This window comes from Pseudomonas sp. Irchel s3b2 (assembly GCF_900187445.1).
Taxonomy (GTDB): domain Bacteria; phylum Pseudomonadota; class Gammaproteobacteria; order Pseudomonadales; family Pseudomonadaceae; genus Aquipseudomonas.
The window spans coordinates 79,603-96,317 of sequence record NZ_FYEB01000014.1; the positions used below are offsets into that span (position 1 = coordinate 79,603).

Genomic DNA, 16,715 nt, shown 5'->3' on the forward strand with positions numbered 1-16,715 from the left:
CGATGGCGGGCGTGCGGTCACGTGCATCCTTAAAACAACAATATGAGTAGTTCGACATGACCCACTTTCTGACTCGCGGGGCTCTTCTTCCTCTTCTGGGTGTGTTGCCGATGGCTACTGCCGGTGCGAGTGATTTCATCGACGACAGCAAGTTGAAGTTGCAACTGCGTAACGTCTATATCAACGAAAACTTTCGCGATGAGCATGGCTTGAGTGCGCGTTCGGCCAGAACCGCCAAAAGTGAGCGCACTGAGTGGGCCCAGGGCTTCCTGCTGGATTTTCAGTCGGGTTTCACCCCTGGCACAGTGGGTTTCGGGGTCGATGCACTGGGCTTGCTGGGGGTCAAACTTGATTCCGGTCGTGGCCGCAGCGGCACCGGTCTGCTGCCTGTGCACGATGACGGCCGTGCCGCCGATGAGTTTGCCAGTGCCGGGGCGGCGGCCAAGGTCAGACTGGCCAAGACCACCCTCAAGTACGGCACTTTGCTGCCCAAAAACCCGGTACTGATCTACAACGATGCGCGCTTGCTGCCGCAAACCTACGAGGGAGGGCAAGTCACCAGTACCGACATCGAAAACCTGACCCTGACCGGCGGCCATCTGGACCGATTCAAACTGCGCGATTCCACCGACAGCGTGTCGATCGTTCCTGACGGTTATTCAGGCGATAAAGGTGGCGATTTCACCTACGCCGGCGGTGACTACAAACTCGGCAAGAAGACGCGAGTGAGTTACTTCTACGGTGAGCTGGAAAACTTCTATCGGCAGAATTTTGCCGGCATCCAGCACGATCTGCCGTTGGGTCCCGGGGTGTTGACCGGTGACCTGCGCTATTTCAACAGCAAGGACGCGGGCCGTGCCTACGCCTCGAAAATCGATAACGACATGCTCAGCGGCCAGTTGTCTTACGCGGTGGCGGGGCACACCTTTGGTGGCGGTTACCAACAACTCAGCGGTGACGCCGGGTTGCCATACATCAGTGGTGCGACGGTGTACTCGTTCAGCAACGCTGGCATCGGCAAGTTCATCGAAGAGGACGAGAAGACCTGGATGCTCAGTTACGGTTACGACTTTGCGCCGATGGGCGTGCCGGGGCTGACGTTCATGACCCGTTATCTCAAAGGGAACGATGGCAAGTCTGATACCAACATCAAAGAGTCCGAACGCGACACGGAGCTGGCCTATGTGGTCCAGAGTGGCACGTTCAAGGGCTTGGGCGTGAAGCTGCGCAACTACGTCTACCGTTCGGACTTCGCCCGCGGACGTGACAGCAACCGGATCTATTTCACCTACGATATTGCTCTCTGGTAGGCGCGCCGGGGCGCCTGCATCAGACCCGGCTCACCGTCTGACCGCCCAACCGATACTGATTATTCCCGCTGCGCTTAGCCTCATACATCGCCAGATCGGCAATGTGAATCAACCGGTCCATGCTCGGCGCATGGTCCGGGAACACCGCCACGCCCAGGCTGCTACCGATGTGGCGCTGGTCGTTGCCGATGACCACTGGCGGTGCGAGTTCGATGAAGATTTTCTGGCAGATGCTGTGGGCTTCGTCTTGCAGGCTGTTGCCTTGGGGCAGGCCTTGCAGAATGACCACGAACTCGTCGCCACCGATCCGCGCGACGGTGTCGGTTGAACGCAGGATTCTCTTCAGGCGTGTAGCGGTTGCGACCAGCACGCGGTCGCCGGCCGCATGGCCATAGTGGTCGTTGATTGCCTTGAAACCATTGAGGTCGACAAACACCAGGGCAACCCGCGTGGCGCTGATGCGGGCCTGTTCCAGGGCCTCGGACAGGCGTTCTTCAAGCACCAGTCGATTGGGCAGGCCGGTCAGCGGGTCGTAATGGGCCAGGTGTTGCAGGTAACTGGCGGAGGCTTTTTCTTCGGTGATGTCGCGTACCACGCCCATCATCTTGATCGTTGCGTCATGGGCATTCTTGACCACATTGCCGGTTTCCCGCAGCCAGCGGATGCTGCCGTCCGGCCAGACCACGCGGTATTCCTCGTCATGGTTTTCACCGGTTTCCAGACAACGCAGTTCTCCGGCGCGGACCTTGACCCGGTCGTCCGGGTGCACGCAGGCGCAGAACAGAGCGTAGGAGGGCGTCACCTCGCCGATCTTGAACCCGAACATGCCGTAGATCGCGTCCGACCAATAGAGTTTGTCGGTATCGACTTCCCAGTCCCAGGTGCCAATGCGGGCAAAGTATTGGCTGCGTTTGAAGCGTTCGACGTCACCTTCCTGGCGGATGCTTTGTCCCTCTGTGAGGTCGTCGATCAGCGCACGGCACTCGGCCAACTGCTTTTGCAGCCAACGATCGCGCAAGATCAGCGCGACGATCAAGGCAAGCGTCATTGAGCCGATGGCCGCGTTGGTCCAGAGCTGACTCATTGAGGAATTGCGATCATGGTGTATCGAACCGTGGGAGGAGGTGGTGGGTATATTAGTTCACGGCCACCGCCGGAGACAGGCCGAAACGGTTGCCAACAGCCTGTATTTCTGGGAAAACGGCGCCCATGAAGCCTGTTCGGGCAAGCGCACACTAGAGTGAATGTAATGAATGATGAATTGCAGGTAATCGACCTTGAAGTGGGCGACGGAAAAGCCGCCGTCAAAGGCGCGCTGATCACCACTCAATATCGGGGTTGGCTGGAAGACGGCACTGAATTCGATTCTTCCTACAGTCGGGGTAAACCGTTTCAGTGCGTGATTGGCACGGGGCGGGTGATCAAGGGCTGGGATCAGGGCATCATGGGCATGCAGGTTGGCGGTAAACGCAAGCTGCTGGTGCCGGCGCATCTGGCCTATGGCGAGCGGACGATGGGCGCGATCACGCCGAATTCGAACCTGATTTTCGAGATTGAATTGCTGGAAGTGCTGACGCGGGATGATTGATGGCTGTGTGAGCTGAAACGACAAAACCCGCCATTTCTTTCCACAGAAATGGCAGTTTTTTTTGTCTGTGGCGAGGGGGATTGCGCTGATGCCAGGTAGTTAAGCGTTGGCTGTCCCAAAAGATCGCAGCCAGCGGCAGCTCCGGATGTCGTACGGCTTCGATTCCACGGGTGTACCCGGTCGGCGAGCTGTCGAAGGCTGTGATCTTGGCGATCCCCAGTGTTCTTTTGCCGATGGGTGAGTCAGGTGAATGCCTCAATATCATCAAGGGTGTCCGCCACAGTCCCTTCCAGGGAGGGGAATTTTTCCTTCAGTTTTTCAAGGGCCGGGAGTACAGCACCCAAGTCCAGATCACCCTGTCTGCGGGCTATGTGACCGAGCGCGGTGATGGCAGCTGCTGCAACCGATTCGGATTCACTCTCGAGGTACTTCAGGCAGGTGTTCTGAGCCCAAATCTTGTCTTGCTCATTCAGCCCGATAGAAACCAGTGCGGTGGCAACGTTAGTTTCTTCGCCGCTAGCTAGAAGCCTCATCGCTTCCTCGTGGCTCATTGATGGATCTTGGTAGCGAAGGCTCACTTTTTAACTCCCATCTCAGTTGTACCTACTCCCGCACCCCTATGAAGAGATCCAGTTCGGTCGGTAACTGCTCATTGAGAACTATAGCGATTTGTTGGATTTGCTCGCCGGTTAGTAACCATTCTCCATCCGCACTTTCATCAAGACTTTTCCACCCAAGAACACCCATTACCGCGACTTCAAACTCAGGTCGAACTGTAAAGTCGTATTTTAAGGAATCATCTTCGCCATCACCTTTTAAAAACCCACTAATCCATAAAAACATAAATAGCCTCTTAATTTATTTTGGGGTGGTTCTGCCGGGTTTTGCGGGGTCTATCTGTTCACCAGTTTCGTGACTGAACTCGCCAAGATGCTTACCTTGACTGTCATACTTCTCTATTGCGCCTGTCTTACTGTCCCATTCATATATTCGCCCCTTTCGGTCTTTCCACCGGCTGCGCTTACTCCCCCCGCCCTGAACACTGCTTTTTGATTTAACAGGAAGGGCATCTGGAAATGCAGGCAATGCCAACGGCGGCCGGTGGTACTTTATATCACCGCCGCCAGCAGATCTTGAAACCACAACATACAGCGGCTGCACACCTGAATCAGCCGGGAAAACAAGAATGTAGTCCTTGTACTCAGTCGGGTAGATCGGGTTGACGATGATGTTATCTGCCTGTTCGGTAGGCGGATAAATCCAGATCTGAGGTGCTTGTGGTGCGGCCTCTAGCGGGGGAATCCCTGAGGTGCTGGATGGGTCAACCGCTGGCGTCCATATCAAGGTTATCCCATTACCAAAGTCAGCCACCTGCTGAGAACCCTGACTCTTGAACCGGACTACAGGAATTATTTCCCAGTCACGGCGCTTCTGGGTGTTGTACCCATAACCCTTCAAGGTGCCGTCAGCTTGTTGCTCGACATGCAGTCGAACCCGTGTACGGCCTTCCTTGAGCGATTTGAGCTGTTCTTCTGTGTACAGGGAGCTGTCGCCCAAGCTCGACGGCCACAGCAATGCAACCATTCCAGCCAAGGCTCCAGCTGCAACACCAGCCGTCACTATACCTGCGCCAGCAGCACCCATCCCGGTACCAGCAGCACCAACTCCGCCCAGAAGAAGCGTTCCCAGTGCAGCAGGTAACGCGCTGCCACTGATTTTTTTGAGTGGGATGTTTCCCGCCGCATCCCTTTCGCGGCCACCCAGCAGGGAGAATTTTCCGTAGTCGGTCAGTTTCTCGACAGGGACGAACCCGGCTGGGTTGTCGTGGTTTATTACGCCGTCGGGGAGGTTGCAGCTTTTGGTGAACACGCAACCCATGGAGCTGGATTGATCCTGCTGCAGAGGTTGCCTGACAAAACGGTCTTCATATGCCTGCTGTCGGGCCAATATGTCGTCATAGGATTTTTGTCTGGCGTCGCGCTCTGCCAGTTCGGTGGCGGTCATGTAGCGGCTGGTGATGTGGTGCCCGTCGCCCGATGGTGGGTTTTGAACCCGAGGTATGTCTGTTTTGCGAGCCATGAGCGTCCTTGTTTCATCTTTTGAAAACGATGCGGACGCTATATCAAAGGGCATTTGAAAGATGTAGGACGGGTCTGAAACTCTGGCCGTTGTTACAAATGGCGTTTGTCGCTATGCGTTGAGCTGAAACGGAGAAACCCTCCATCTATGCAAACAGAGATGACGGGTTTTTCGTTATTCGTGGCGAGGGGGCTTGCCCCCGTTGGGTTGCGCAGCGACCCCAAATCCAATCATCGCGGTTCTTCAGACTGACCGCATGCACCGATTTTACGGCTGCTGCGCACCCGAGCGGGAGCAAGCTCCCTCGCCACAAATGAAAGGCGATGTGGCCTGTTGCGCCAGGCTGAAATGATGCGTTGTTTGTCAGGAGCCTTCGCGGGCAAGCCCGCGATGAACGATGACGTGGTCAACCTGACGAAACACGGATTAATGTCTTGCTAGCCCCGGTTTTATCGGTAGAGACTTGCTGCAAGCCATCCGCCGTTACTCGAAATAGAGGCTCGCCCCATGACACTGACACCTCAAACTTCGCGTTTTACCCACGACCACCTGTTTCTGGGGGCGGCCCACGATGACAATGCCCGCCGCACGTTGTGGGTGGTGGCGCTGACGTTTGTGATGATGATTGGCGAAATTGCCGCCGGTTACATCACCGGTTCCATGGCACTGCTGGCGGACGGTTTTCATATGGCGACCCACGCCGGGGCCTTGGGCATTGCCGCGGCGGCTTACGGTTTTGCCAGGCGGCATGCCAACAACTCGCGCTTCAGTTTCGGTACCGGCAAGGTCGGGGATCTGGCGGGTTTTGCTTCAGCCGTAGTGCTGGGCCTGGTGTCGATCGGCATCGCTGGCGAATCCATCGTGCGACTGTTTCAACCGACCACCGTTGCCTTCACCGAAGCGACGGTGATTGCGGTGGTGGGGCTGGCAGTGAATATCGTCAGTGCGTTTCTGTTGTCGGGCAATCATGGACATCACGGCCATGATCATCACGATCACAGTCATGCCCACGCTCATCATCACGACAACAACCTGCGTTCGGCGTATTTGCATGTACTGGCCGATGCGTTGACCTCGGTGCTGGCCATCGTGGCGTTGCTGGCCGGGCGCTACCTGGGTTGGGTCTGGCTGGACCCGGTGATGGGGATCGTCGGCGCCATCGTGATCGCGAGATGGGCTTATGGCTTGATGCGTGACAGCGCCGCCGTGTTGCTCGATACCACCGATGAGCACGTCGCCGCCGAAATTCGTGAACTGCTCGAATCGACGGACGATGTTCGCATCAGTGACCTTCACGTCTGGCAAGTCGGCCCCCAGGCGCGGGCGGCGATAGTCAGCGTCGTGGCCGTGGCGGGTGTCAATGCCGACGCCATTCGCGAACGTCTGGCGCCGGTTCATGAGTTGTCTCACCTGACGGTTGAATATCGCAACGCTTGAGTCAGGCAAAGACCGGAATGCGCCCATTCAGGGAAGGGCGGTAGTGCCAGGTCAAACAGTCCAAAGCAGGTTTCATCGCCAGGATCTCAGTCAGGGTGGCACTGGCAATGCTCATGGCCAACACCTGCCCCGGACATTGATGACGACCCGCGCCGAAAGTGAAGCTGCGACGGTTCGGGCGGTCGAGCAAAAACGCATCGGGATTGTCATTAAGCTGCGGATCGCGATTGGCTGAGGCCAGCAGCACCAGGATGACGTCGCCGGGGTTCAGGCTCACGCCGTCGATTTCACACGGTGCGGCGACGAAGCGGCGGGTGTTTTGCACCGACGGGTCGAAGCGCTGGACTTCAGCGATCAGGTCATCAACATGAGTCGAATCCAACTGTGGGTTTCGGATCAACGCCAATAGCGCATTACCGATCAGCCCGGCGGTGGCTTCATAGGTCTGGGAGAACAGGCCGATCAGGTTGGCGATCAAGGTTTCAGAATCGGTCGATGTGTCAGCGAAGCGCTGCCGGATACCGGCGAGTAAGGTGCTTCGATTGTTCGGGTCGTCCAGAAGCTCGATGAAATAACCCTTCAGCTGTTCCGCCGCGACATGGGCGGCGTCCAGTTGCGCCGGATCGCTGAGCGGTGACAGGCAGGCAACGAAATCGGCGGTGAGCTCGCTGATGGCCCGGCCCTGAGCCGGAGAAAACCCCGGCAACGCCGCCACTACGCAGACCGGCCCGCGAAACATCGCCGCGTACAACCCGTCGGCACCCGGGGTAATCAATCGAGCGCCGACCAATGCATTGACCTCGTGCACGTCAATCAACGTCAGCCCCGGCTCAATCGCCGCCCTCGGGCAACGCTGCCGTTCGCCCTCGTTCATCCGCATCAACTGACCGAACACCTTGCCGGCCATGCCTTGAGCAATCACTTGGGGCACCGGCTCGTGGGACGGCCGGACATGGCAGTCCGGATGCGCCAGCACGGCGGCAACGGCACGGGCGCTGCTGGCCACCCACAGTTTCAGTCCTTGATGAAAAAACAGCCCACCCTCGGCGCGCAATTGCGCGTAGTAGGGATAAGGGTCGGGGTGAGTCGCAGCGATGATCGGATCCATGGGTCGCAGCCTTGTCGGTCGGGAAAGTGTTGCTACTATCTCCCACTCGAAAAGACGACGATTCGTCCGGGAGCGAAATATGAACGCAGAACAACATGACATCGGCGTCTCTCAAGTGGCCGCAGCCATCGCGGAACCCGCCCGGACGAAAATCCTCTGTTCGCTGATGGACGGCCACGCCCGCACCAGTACCGAACTGGCGGCGGTTGCCGAAGTCAGCGCTTCCACCGCCAGCGCTCACTTGGCCAAGCTCAAGGAACTGGCGCTGGTGCGTTTACACGTTCAGGGCCGTCACCGCTATTACAGCCTCGCCGACAAACGCGTGGCCCAGGCCTTGGAAGCGCTGATGGTGATCGGCCAGAACGCTGCGCCGACGTTCAACCCACGCACTCCGGATCGGCTGCAATTCGCTCGCACCTGCTACGACCACATGGCCGGCACGTTGGCAGTGTTGCTGCATGACCGGATGATCGAAGCGGGGTGGTTGCTGGACACCGACGAACAGGCTTATCGCCTGAGCGACAGCGGTGAAGTGCTGTTCGAAGGCTTGGGTATCGACATCAAGGATCTCAGCACTTTGCGCCGCCGCTTCGCCTGCCCGTGTCTGGATTGGAGCATGCGTCGGCCGCACCTGGGTGGCGCGTTGGGCGCGGCGTTGCTGCACACGGCGATCAAACGTAAATGGGTGACGCAGGATCTGGACAGTCGGGCGCTGGCGTTGACGGCGCTGGGGCGCAAGGAATTCAGTAGCCGCTTCGCCGTTGAGCTACCGGTTCAAGTGACGGCAGAACAACCCGCGCCCATCGAGAGCAGGCGCGGCGCGATGGCCAACCCTGTGGCTTAGCGACTGGCCGAGGCCATGAGCACGCCAAAGGCTGTGAAGGTCACGCCCGAAACTTTGGCGGCCACCCAGGAACCCTTCGGGCTCGACAACCAGCCTTTGGCGGCATTGGCGAGCAAGGCATAGCTGCCATGCACCAGAATTACCAGTACGGCATAGGAGGCGACCAGTTTGAAGAACTGGGCGTAGAAGTGCGCCGAGGTGTCGATGAATTGCGGGAACACCGCCAGAAAGAAAAACACCGCCTTGGGGTTCAAAAACTGCAGCGAAGCCGCTTCAACGAAGCGATAGCCGGGGCTTGAGGGGCGCGTTTCAAGCAGCGTGCTGGAACGATCCGAGCGCCAGCTTTTGTAGCCCAGGTACAACAAATAGGCGGCCCCGGCGTATTTCAACGCGGTAAAGGCGTTCGCGGAGGTGCTGAGTATCAGGCCCACACTGGTGGCGCTGATGGCGGCGACGACGAACGCCCCCGACGCGATCCCCAGAATGCCCGGCACGGCTCCCGCCCAACCGTGGCGTATCGCGTTGGACAGGGTCAGGACCACGCCAGGCCCCGGGCTCAAAATGGTCAGGGTGGCGAAAAGTATAAAGAGTCCGTAGCTGTTCATGTCTTGCTCCGTCAGGTGGCGCTGGCTGCGTGCTGGCAGATTGGCGTGACGACGAGGGCGTGACAAACGCTTTAATTAAAGCGCATAGGTGACTAAATTAGACGCATGAAAAATCAACTACCGCCGCTTAATGCTGTTCGCGCCTTCGCCGTTGCTGCTCGTCATCAGAGCTTCAGCCTGGCGGCCGAAGAGCTGCATGTCAGCCACAGTGCCGTCAGCCGGCACATCAAATTGCTGGAGGAGTACCTGGGCGTGCTGCTGTTCGAGCGGCGCATCCGTCAATCGGTACTGACGCCGGCCGGCCAGCGCTTTTATGAGCAGGTCAGTGCCGGGTTGGCGCAGATCGCCAACGCCGCCGCTGCGCTTAAGGAGCATGCCTCGCTGCCTACGGTGAAGATCAATGTCCGCCCGTCCTTTGCCGCGCTTTGGCTGACGCCCCGGCTGCCGGATTTCATGGCGCAGCACCCGGACATCAAACCGCAGGTAATCACTCAAACCCAGGCGCCCGATCAGGCTCGCGATGGGTTCGATATCGTCATTCGCCGTGGTCGTGACGATTGGGCTCCGGCGATCGAGGCGCGAGCGCTTTTCGAAGATGAACTGTTACTGGTCGCGGCGCCATCGCTGATCGAGCGCCTGCCACTTGAAGACCTCACTTCGCTGAGCCGGCACACGTTACTGACCGCCAAGGCGCGTCGCGAAGACTGGCACCATTGGGCCATGCATTTTGGTCAAAGCCAGTCAGCCACTCAGGTCACCCGGCAATTTGATCACATGCATCTGGTGCTTCAGGCCGCGGTGATGGGAGAGGGTATTGCCTTGTGCCCGACCTCTCTGCTGGGCACCCATCTTTCAAGCGGCCAGCTGATCTGCCCGTTGCCCGAGTTGCGTGTGCCGTTACCGCGTTATTACTACGGTGTTGCGCCGGACGTGACGGCGCACACACGGGTGTTTGTGGAGTGGTTGTTTGCCCGGATTGCTCAGGATGAGCTGCATGGGCAAACACCTCATGCTGTGACCGCTACGCCCTGAAAACCCAGACGATCTCCACCACACGCACTGCCAAAATCAGGTAAAGCAGAAACAAAATAATTTGAAGCACCGTGTGATACGGCAACTTGGACAGCCGTCGCAGGCCGTCACTGACACTAAGCAGCATCAACACCGCTGACACCAGAATCAGCCCCCAACCCGCCAGACTCGAGGCGAGCAAGCCCATAAACAACTGTTGATCGCTATGCAACGCATTGGTGCCCGCCGCAAATAGCAGGGCGCAGACCAACAGGTTCTTGATGTTATCGAACACTTGCGTGGTGAAATCGGTGTCCAGCAAGGCCAGATACTTTCGCCAGAATTTGCCCATGGTTTGATGGCACCTGTTAATAGCTGTTACGTGGGGCAAGTCTAGTGGCGTTTCCCACGAAACACGGACGAAAAAAAGCCCGGCCTTCAAGGTGATGGCCGGACTTTGATGTTCAAACGGACAGGTGCGTCAAATCAAACCTTGACGATCCAGCCCGCTGGCGCTTCGACATCGCCGGTCTGTACACCGGTCAGCTCTTTGTAGAGCTTCTGGGTGATCGGACCGACTTCGGTTTCGCTGTGGAATACATGCAGCTTGTCGTTGTAGCTGATGCCGCCGATCGGCGTGATCACCGCAGCAGTACCGCAGGCACCGGCTTCCTTGAAGTCGGACAGCTTGTCGATGAGCACATCACCTTCGACCACTTCCAGGCCCAGACGGGTTTTGGCCAGTTCGATCAACGACAGACGAGTGATACCCGGCAATACCGAAGGGGAATTCGGCGTGACGAACTTGTTGTCGTGGGTGATCCCGAAGAAGTTGGCCGAGCCGACCTCTTCGATTTTCGTGTGGGTCAGCGGGTCCAGGTAGATGGCGTCGGCGAAATGCGCCTTCTTGGCCTGGGAGCCCGGCATCAGGCTGGCGGCGTAGTTGCCACCGACCTTGGCCGCGCCGGTGCCTTGTGGGGCAGCGCGGTCGTAGCTGGAGATCAGGAAGTTGTGCGGGGTCAAACCGCCCTTGAAGTAGGCGCCGACCGGGATGCAGAAGATCGAGAAGATGAACTCGGGCGCGGTACGCACGCCGATGTTGTCACCCACGCCGATCACGAACGGGCGCAGGTACAGCGCGCCGCCAGTGCCGTAAGGCGGGATGAAACGCTCGTTGGCGCGCACCACGTCCTTGCACGCTTCGATGAACTGTTCGGTGGATACGTGCGGCATCAGCAGGCGTGCGCAGCTGCGTTGCATGCGTGCGGCGTTCTGGTCCGGGCGGAACAGGTTGATCGAGCCGTCCTTGCAGCGGTAGGCCTTCAGACCTTCGAAGCACTGCTGGCCATAGTGAAGGGCAGTGGAGCCTTCGCTGATGTGCAGCACGTTGTCTTCAGTCAGGGTGCCTTTGTCCCACTCGCCATTACGCCAGTGCGACAGATAGCGCTTGTCTGTCTTGATGTAGTCAAAACCCAGCTTGTCCCAATTGATGCTTTCGTTACCCATGACACCCTCTATCACTTAACAACCGCCGAAACGGTTCAAGGCTTCTGACATTTTTCTGGATGGGGACAACAATACTTCATTCCGGGCCCATTTCGCAGCCCAGATTGCGATCTCTCTCGCACTGATCATTCCCTGTGGGAGCGAGGCTTGCCCGCGAAGAACGATAACGCGGTGGTTCAGATACACCGTGGTGTCTTGTTCGCGGGCAAGCCTCGCTCCTACAGGTTCGGTTTACAGGTGCAGCGCGTGACCAAGGGCACGCAACGCCGCTTCCTGCACTGCCTCGCCGAGCGTCGGATGCGCGTGGATGGTGCCGGCAATATCTTCCAGCCGGGCGCCCATTTCCAGGCTTTGACCGAACGCCGTCGACAACTCCGACACGCCCACACCCACCGCCTGCCAGCCAACAATCAGATGATTGTCGCGACGCGCTACGACCCGCACGAAACCGCTTTTCGACTCCAATGTCATCGCCCGGCCATTGGCGGCGAACGGGAAGCTGGACACGATGCAGTCCAGCCCCGCAGCCTTGGCTTCATCCGGGGTCTTACCGACCACTACCAGTTCCGGGTCGGTAAAGCACACGGCGGCGATGGCGGTCGGGTTGAATTCGCGGTGTTTGCCGCTGATCAGCTCGGCAACCATTTCACCCTGAGCCATGGCCCGGTGGGCGAGCATCGGTTCGCCGCTCAAGTCGCCGATGGCGTACACATTGCGCATGCTGGTCTGGCACCGGTTGTCGATCTTGATCGCCGAACCGTTCATCTCCAGATTCAAGGCTTCGAGGTTCCAGCCTTGGGTGTTGGGTTTGCGACCGACGGCCACTAGCACCTGATCGGTTTCCAGGTTCAAGGTGTCACCGTTCGGATCCCGAACTTGCAGATTATTTCCTTGTAAATCAAAGCCTTCAACGCTGTGATTCAAGTAAAGCTTCACGTCGAGTTGCTTCAGCGCTTCGTGCACCGGATGGGTCAGTTCGGCATCGTAAGCCGGCAGAATGCGATCCTGCGCCTCGACCACGCTGACCTCGGCGCCGAGTTTGCGATAGGCAATCCCCAGTTCCAGACCGATGTAACCGCCACCGACCACGACCAACCGTTTCGGCACGCTTTTCGGCGCCAGCGCTTCGGTGGAGGAGATGATCGGCCCGCCAATCGGCAGCATCGGCAGGTTCACACTTTTCGAACCGGTGGCCAGCACCAGGTGCTCGCACTGAATACGTGTGTCGCCGACTTCGACGGTTTTACCGTCAATGACCTTGGCCCAGCCTTGAATGACCTGGACCTTGTGCTTCTTTAATAGCGCCGAGACGCCGGTGGTCAGGCGATCAACAATGCCATCCTTCCACTCGACGCTCTTGCCGATGTCCAGGGTTGGCGCCGACACGCTGATGCCCAGCGCCGAGTGTTGGCTGTGGCGTTGTGTCTGGTGGAACTGTTCGGCGACGTGAATCAACGCCTTCGACGGAATGCAGCCGATGTTCAGGCAGGTGCCGCCCAACGATTCGCCTTCCACCAGAATGGTCGAGATGCCCAGCTGGCCGGCACGGATCGCCGTCACATAACCGCCGGGGCCGCCGCCAATGATCAGCAGCGTGGTATTCAGAGTTTGCATTCCTTACTCCACAAATAAGGTAGCGGGTTGTTCGAGCAAGCCACGGATGGCCTGGATGAATTGCGCCGCGTCCATGCCGTCGACCACGCGGTGATCGAAGGAGCTGGAGAGGTTCATCATCTTGCGAATCACGATCTGGCCTTTGACGACCATTGGTCGTTCGACGATCTTGTTGACGCCGACGATCGCCACTTCCGGCAGGTTCAGCACCGGCGTGCTGACGATGCCGCCCAAGGCGCCGAGGCTGGTCAGGGTGATGGTCGAGCCGGACAGTTCATCGCGGCTGGCCTTGCCAGTGCGCGCAGCAGTTGCCAGACGCGAGATTTCCGCGGCGCTGTCCCACAGGCTGCGGGCTTCGGCGTGACGCACCACCGGCACCATCAAACCGATGTCGGCTTGCGTGGCGACGCCCACATGCACCGCGCCAAGACGGGTGATGACTTGCGCTTCGTCGTCGTAACGGGCGTTGATCTGCGGGAAGTCGCGCAGAGCCACGACCAAGGCACGGACCAGGAATGGCAACAAGGTCAGCTTGCCGCGGGTCGCGCCGTGTTTCTCGTTCAAATGTGCGCGCAGTTCTTCCACGGCGGTGACGTCGATTTCTTCGACGTAGCTGAAGTGAGCAGCGCGCTGGGTGGCGTCTTGCATGCGCTGGGCGATCTTGCGGCGCATGCCGATCACCGGGATTTGCTCTTCGTCGTTGCGCTGGGCGTAAGCGGCCGTGGCAGGTGCCGAGGCGTTCGACTGACCCTGAGCCAGATAGGCTTCGAGGTCTTCATGCAGCACGCGACCGGCAGGGCCGCTGCCACGCACCAGACGCAGTTGAATGCCGAGATCCAGCGCATGCTTGCGCACGGCCGGAGAAGCCAGCGGACGCTCATCGGCTTCACGCGCCACCATCGGGCCTTGGCATACCGCTGCCGGGCGCGGGGCCGCCATCGGTTTGCTTTCAACGACGGCTTCAACTTTCGATGCCACAACTGGCGCTTCTTTCACGGCAACAACAGGCTGGGTCGACTCTTTAACGTTGCCCGCGCCTTCGACTTCAATGCTGATCAGCACACTGCCGACCGCCATGACTTCACCTGGCTGTCCGCCCAGCGCAAGCACCTTGCCATGCACCGGCGAAGGGATGTCGACCATCGCCTTGTCGGTCATCACATCGGCCAGCACCTGATCTTCGACGACCATGTCGCCGACCTTGACGTGCCACTGCGACAATTCAACTTCTGCAATGCCTTCGCCAATGTCCGGCATTTTAATAACGTGCGTGCCCATTCAGACCTCCATGACCCGTTTCAAAGCCGCGCCCACACGGGACGGACCAGGGAAATACGCCCACTCTTGCGCGTGCGGGTAAGGGGTATCCCAACCGGTAACGCGTTCGATCGGCGCTTCCAGGTGATGGAAGCAATGCTCTTGCACCAGAGACACCAGCTCAGCGCCGAAACCGCAAGTGCGGGTCGCTTCGTGAACCACCACACAGCGCCCGGTTTTCTTCACCGATTTGACGATGGTTTCCAGGTCCAGCGGCCACAGGCTGCGCAGGTCGATGACCTCGGCGTCGACGCCGGTTTCTTCAGCGGCGACTTGCGAGACGTAGACGGTGGTGCCGTAAGTGAGCACGGTCACGTCCTTGCCCGGACGGGTGATAGCGGCGACGTCCAGTGGCACGGTGTAGTAACCGTCCGGTACTTGCGCGGCGGGGTGTTTCGACCACGGGGTTACCGGACGGTCGTGGTGGCCGTCGAATGGGCCGTTGTACAGGCGTTTTGGCTCGAGGAAGATCACCGGGTCATCGTTTTCGATGGAGGCGATCAGCAAGCCTTTGGCGTCGTAAGGGTTGGACGGCATGACCGTGCGCAAACCGCAAACCTGGGTGAACATCGCCTCGATGCTCTGGCTGTGGGTCTGCCCGCCGTAGATGCCGCCGCCGCATGGCATGCGCAGGGTCATCGGCGCGGTGAACTCACCGGCCGAGCGATAGCGCAGGCGAGCGGCTTCGGAAATGATCTGGTCCGACGCCGGGTAAACGTAATCGGCGAACTGGATCTCGGCCACCGGCCGCAAACCGTAAGCGCCCATGCCCACGGCGACACCGACGATGCCGCTTTCGGAGATTGGCGCATCGAACACCCGGGAGGTGCCGTACTTGTTCTGCAGCCCTTCGGTGCAACGGAACACGCCGCCGAAGTAGCCCACGTCCTGGCCGAACACCACGACGTTGTCGTCACGCTCAAGCATCACATCCATGGCCGAGCGCAGGGCCTGGATCATGGTCATGGTGGTCGTGGTCATGGCGGTTTCCAACTCGATTTTGTTGTTGTGATCGTTCATGTCAGATCCCCAACTCCTGACGCTGGCGCTTCAAATGCTCCGGCATCTCTTTGTAGACGTCTTCGAACATGGTCGCGGCGCTCGGAATCTGGCCGCCGGCGAGGGTGCCGTACTGCTCGGCTTGTTTCTGCGCGGAGATCACTTCGGCTTCCAGTTCGGCGCTGACGGCGGTGTGTTCCTCTTCTGACCACTGACCGATCTTGATCAGGTGCTGCTTGAGGCGCGCAATCGGGTCGCCCAACGGGAAGTGGCTCCAGTCGTCGGCAGGACGGTATTTGGACGGATCGTCGGAGGTCGAGTGCGGGCCGGCGCGGTAGGTGACCCATTCGATCATGGTGGGACCGAGGTTGCGGCGTGCGCGTTCGGCGGCCCAGGCGGAGGCGGCGTAGACCGCGACAAAATCGTTGCCATCGACCCGCAGGGAGGCGATGCCGCAACCGACGCCACGTCCGGCGAATGTAGTGGCTTCACCACCGGCAATCGCCTGGAACGTCGAGATCGCCCACTGGTTGTTGACCACGTTGAGGATCACCGGCGCACGGTACACGTGGGCGAAGGTGAGGGCGGTGTGGAAGTCTGATTCAGCGGTGGCGCCGTCGCCGATCCAGGCCGAGGCGATTTTGGTGTCACCCTTGATCGCCGAGGCCATGCCCCAGCCCACGCCCTGGACGAATTGGGTGGCGAGGTTGCCGGAGATGGTGAAGAAACCCGCGTCCTTGACCGAGTACATGATCGGCAACTGCCGGCCCTTGAGCGGATCGCGCTCGTTGGACAGCAGTTGGCAGATCAGGTCGACCAACGGCACTTCACGAGCCATCAGGATGCTTTGCTGACGGTAGGTGGGGAAGCACATGTCGTCGATGTTCAAGGCCAGGGCCTGGGCGCTGCCGATGGCTTCTTCGCCAAGGCTTTGCATGTAGAACGACATTTTTTTCTGACGCTGGGCGACCACCATGCGGTTGTCGAAAATCCGCGTCTTGAGCATGGCGCGCATGCCTTTACGCAGGATATCCACCGGCACGCCTTCGGCCCATGGACCGAGGGCATTGCCCTGGTCGTCGAGCACGCGAATCAGGCCTTTGGCCAGATCAGCCGTGTCGGCCGGTTCAACGTCGATTGGGGGTTTGCGCACCAAGCCTGCGTCGGTCAGATGCAGGTAGGAGAAGTCGGTTTTGCAGCCGGGGCGGCCCGAAGGTTCGGGAACGTGCAGGCGCAGCGGTTCGTACGCTTGGTTCATGGCTTCTACGCTCGATCTTGTGAATTTCTTGTAGTGAGC

At 59.2% G+C, this 16,715-nt stretch carries 17 protein-coding genes; 5 read left to right on the top strand and 12 right to left on the bottom strand.

All coding sequences use genetic code 11. The annotated features are described in order from the left end of the window. Positions 1 to 56: 56 nt before the first annotated feature. A complete protein-coding gene (locus CKW20_RS23510) occupies positions 57 to 1,310 on the top strand; it encodes an OprD family porin (RefSeq protein WP_095055032.1) in 1,254 nt (417 codons plus the stop codon). A gap of 19 nt (positions 1,311 to 1,329) precedes the next feature. On the opposite strand, the gene CKW20_RS23515 is transcribed toward CKW20_RS23510, so the two are convergent. Beyond that, positions 1,330 to 2,394, bottom strand: coding sequence for a sensor domain-containing diguanylate cyclase (locus tag CKW20_RS23515; protein ID WP_095055033.1), 1,065 nt, complete (start codon positions 2,392 to 2,394; stop codon positions 1,330 to 1,332). 165 nt (positions 2,395 to 2,559) lie between these two features. Here CKW20_RS23515 and CKW20_RS23520 point away from each other — a divergent pair, with 165 nt between their 5' ends. Then, complete coding sequence (locus CKW20_RS23520; RefSeq protein ID WP_007895103.1) at positions 2,560 to 2,898, top strand: FKBP-type peptidyl-prolyl cis-trans isomerase; 339 nt, start codon at positions 2,560 to 2,562, stop codon at positions 2,896 to 2,898. A gap of 242 nt (positions 2,899 to 3,140) precedes the next feature. Here CKW20_RS23520 and CKW20_RS23525 read toward each other — a convergent pair whose 3' ends face one another. From CKW20_RS23525 to CKW20_RS23535, 3 genes are read right to left on the bottom strand one after another with little or no spacing between them, the layout of a single operon-like run. Further along, a complete protein-coding gene (locus CKW20_RS23525) occupies positions 3,141 to 3,449 on the bottom strand; it encodes a hypothetical protein (protein ID WP_095055034.1) in 309 nt (102 codons plus the stop codon). A gap of 52 nt (positions 3,450 to 3,501) precedes the next feature. After that, positions 3,502 to 3,741 (bottom strand): pyocin S6 family toxin immunity protein, encoded by a 240-nt coding sequence (locus tag CKW20_RS23530; RefSeq protein ID WP_095055035.1) that lies wholly within the window; start codon positions 3,739 to 3,741, stop codon positions 3,502 to 3,504. 15 nt (positions 3,742 to 3,756) lie between these two features. Next, positions 3,757 to 4,977, bottom strand: a complete 1,221-nt coding sequence (locus CKW20_RS23535; protein ID WP_095055036.1) for an S-type pyocin domain-containing protein — start codon at positions 4,975 to 4,977, stop codon at positions 3,757 to 3,759. 507 nt (positions 4,978 to 5,484) lie between these two features. Here CKW20_RS23535 and dmeF point away from each other — a divergent pair. After that, on the top strand, positions 5,485 to 6,414 hold the full coding sequence (dmeF, locus tag CKW20_RS23540; protein WP_095055037.1) for a CDF family Co(II)/Ni(II) efflux transporter DmeF: 930 nt from the start codon (positions 5,485 to 5,487) through the stop codon (positions 6,412 to 6,414). 1 nt (position 6,415) lies between these two features. Here dmeF and CKW20_RS23545 read toward each other — a convergent pair whose 3' ends face one another. Continuing rightward, positions 6,416 to 7,522 carry a cytochrome P450 gene (locus tag CKW20_RS23545; RefSeq protein WP_095055038.1) on the bottom strand — a complete coding sequence of 369 codons (1,107 nt, stop codon included), beginning with the start codon at positions 7,520 to 7,522 and terminating at the stop codon, positions 6,416 to 6,418. Between the two features lie 79 nt (positions 7,523 to 7,601). Between CKW20_RS23545 and CKW20_RS23550 the strand changes: the two genes are divergently transcribed. Continuing rightward, positions 7,602 to 8,366: a helix-turn-helix transcriptional regulator gene (locus CKW20_RS23550; protein WP_095055039.1), complete on the top strand. Its 765-nt coding sequence runs from the start codon at positions 7,602 to 7,604 to the stop codon at positions 8,364 to 8,366. Here the strand turns inward: CKW20_RS23550 and CKW20_RS23555 are convergent. After that, a complete protein-coding gene (locus CKW20_RS23555; protein WP_095055040.1) occupies positions 8,363 to 8,971 on the bottom strand; it encodes a LysE family translocator in 609 nt (202 codons plus the stop codon). The two genes, CKW20_RS23550 and CKW20_RS23555, sit on opposite strands and share 4 nt — an antisense overlap. 105 nt (positions 8,972 to 9,076) lie before the next feature. Here CKW20_RS23555 and CKW20_RS23560 point away from each other — a divergent pair, with 105 nt between their 5' ends. Continuing rightward, positions 9,077 to 10,003: a LysR substrate-binding domain-containing protein gene (locus CKW20_RS23560; protein WP_095055041.1), complete on the top strand. Its 927-nt coding sequence runs from the start codon at positions 9,077 to 9,079 to the stop codon at positions 10,001 to 10,003. Here CKW20_RS23560 and CKW20_RS23565 read toward each other — a convergent pair. The 6 genes from CKW20_RS23565 to CKW20_RS23590 form a co-directional block, all read right to left on the bottom strand. After that, positions 9,993 to 10,334, bottom strand: coding sequence for a hypothetical protein (locus CKW20_RS23565; RefSeq protein WP_095055042.1), 342 nt, complete (start codon positions 10,332 to 10,334; stop codon positions 9,993 to 9,995). The genes CKW20_RS23560 and CKW20_RS23565 overlap by 11 nt on opposite strands. Positions 10,335 to 10,468: 134 nt before the next feature. Beyond that, positions 10,469 to 11,488, bottom strand: a complete 1,020-nt coding sequence (locus CKW20_RS23570) for a branched-chain amino acid aminotransferase (protein ID WP_095055043.1) — start codon at positions 11,486 to 11,488, stop codon at positions 10,469 to 10,471. A 231-nt stretch (positions 11,489 to 11,719) separates the two neighbouring features. Further along, positions 11,720 to 13,102 carry a dihydrolipoyl dehydrogenase gene (lpdA, locus tag CKW20_RS23575; protein ID WP_095055044.1) on the bottom strand — a complete coding sequence of 461 codons (1,383 nt, stop codon included), beginning with the start codon at positions 13,100 to 13,102 and terminating at the stop codon, positions 11,720 to 11,722. Positions 13,103 to 13,105: 3 nt separating this feature from the next. Further along, positions 13,106 to 14,380, bottom strand: a complete 1,275-nt coding sequence (locus CKW20_RS23580) for a dihydrolipoamide acetyltransferase family protein (protein WP_095055045.1) — start codon at positions 14,378 to 14,380, stop codon at positions 13,106 to 13,108. Further along, positions 14,381 to 15,439 carry an alpha-ketoacid dehydrogenase subunit beta gene (locus CKW20_RS23585; protein WP_095055046.1) on the bottom strand — a complete coding sequence of 353 codons (1,059 nt, stop codon included), beginning with the start codon at positions 15,437 to 15,439 and terminating at the stop codon, positions 14,381 to 14,383. 1 nt (position 15,440) lies between these two features. Then, a complete protein-coding gene (locus tag CKW20_RS23590; RefSeq protein ID WP_095055047.1) occupies positions 15,441 to 16,676 on the bottom strand; it encodes a 3-methyl-2-oxobutanoate dehydrogenase (2-methylpropanoyl-transferring) subunit alpha in 1,236 nt (411 codons plus the stop codon). Positions 16,677 to 16,715 lie beyond the last annotated feature (39 nt).

Coding starts and splice junctions, on each gene's coding strand:
- CKW20_RS23510 (WP_095055032.1), top strand. CDS start 57: ATGACCCACTTTCTGACTCGCGGGGCTCTTCTTCCTCTTCTGGGTGTG.
- CKW20_RS23515 (WP_095055033.1), bottom strand. CDS start 2,394: ATGAGTCAGCTCTGGACCAACGCGGCCATCGGCTCAATGACGCTTGCC.
- CKW20_RS23520 (WP_007895103.1), top strand. CDS start 2,560: ATGAATGATGAATTGCAGGTAATCGACCTTGAAGTGGGCGACGGAAAA.
- CKW20_RS23525 (WP_095055034.1), bottom strand. CDS start 3,449: ATGAGCCACGAGGAAGCGATGAGGCTTCTAGCTAGCGGCGAAGAAACT.
- CKW20_RS23530 (WP_095055035.1), bottom strand. CDS start 3,741: ATGTTTTTATGGATTAGTGGGTTTTTAAAAGGTGATGGCGAAGATGAT.
- CKW20_RS23535 (WP_095055036.1), bottom strand. CDS start 4,977: ATGGCTCGCAAAACAGACATACCTCGGGTTCAAAACCCACCATCGGGC.
- dmeF (WP_095055037.1), top strand. CDS start 5,485: ATGACACTGACACCTCAAACTTCGCGTTTTACCCACGACCACCTGTTT.
- CKW20_RS23545 (WP_095055038.1), bottom strand. CDS start 7,522: ATGGATCCGATCATCGCTGCGACTCACCCCGACCCTTATCCCTACTAC.
- CKW20_RS23550 (WP_095055039.1), top strand. CDS start 7,602: ATGAACGCAGAACAACATGACATCGGCGTCTCTCAAGTGGCCGCAGCC.
- CKW20_RS23555 (WP_095055040.1), bottom strand. CDS start 8,971: ATGAACAGCTACGGACTCTTTATACTTTTCGCCACCCTGACCATTTTG.
- CKW20_RS23560 (WP_095055041.1), top strand. CDS start 9,077: ATGAAAAATCAACTACCGCCGCTTAATGCTGTTCGCGCCTTCGCCGTT.
- CKW20_RS23565 (WP_095055042.1), bottom strand. CDS start 10,334: ATGGGCAAATTCTGGCGAAAGTATCTGGCCTTGCTGGACACCGATTTC.
- CKW20_RS23570 (WP_095055043.1), bottom strand. CDS start 11,488: ATGGGTAACGAAAGCATCAATTGGGACAAGCTGGGTTTTGACTACATC.
- lpdA (WP_095055044.1), bottom strand. CDS start 13,102: ATGCAAACTCTGAATACCACGCTGCTGATCATTGGCGGCGGCCCCGGC.
- CKW20_RS23580 (WP_095055045.1), bottom strand. CDS start 14,380: ATGGGCACGCACGTTATTAAAATGCCGGACATTGGCGAAGGCATTGCA.
- CKW20_RS23585 (WP_095055046.1), bottom strand. CDS start 15,439: ATGAACGATCACAACAACAAAATCGAGTTGGAAACCGCCATGACCACG.
- CKW20_RS23590 (WP_095055047.1), bottom strand. CDS start 16,676: ATGAACCAAGCGTACGAACCGCTGCGCCTGCACGTTCCCGAACCTTCG.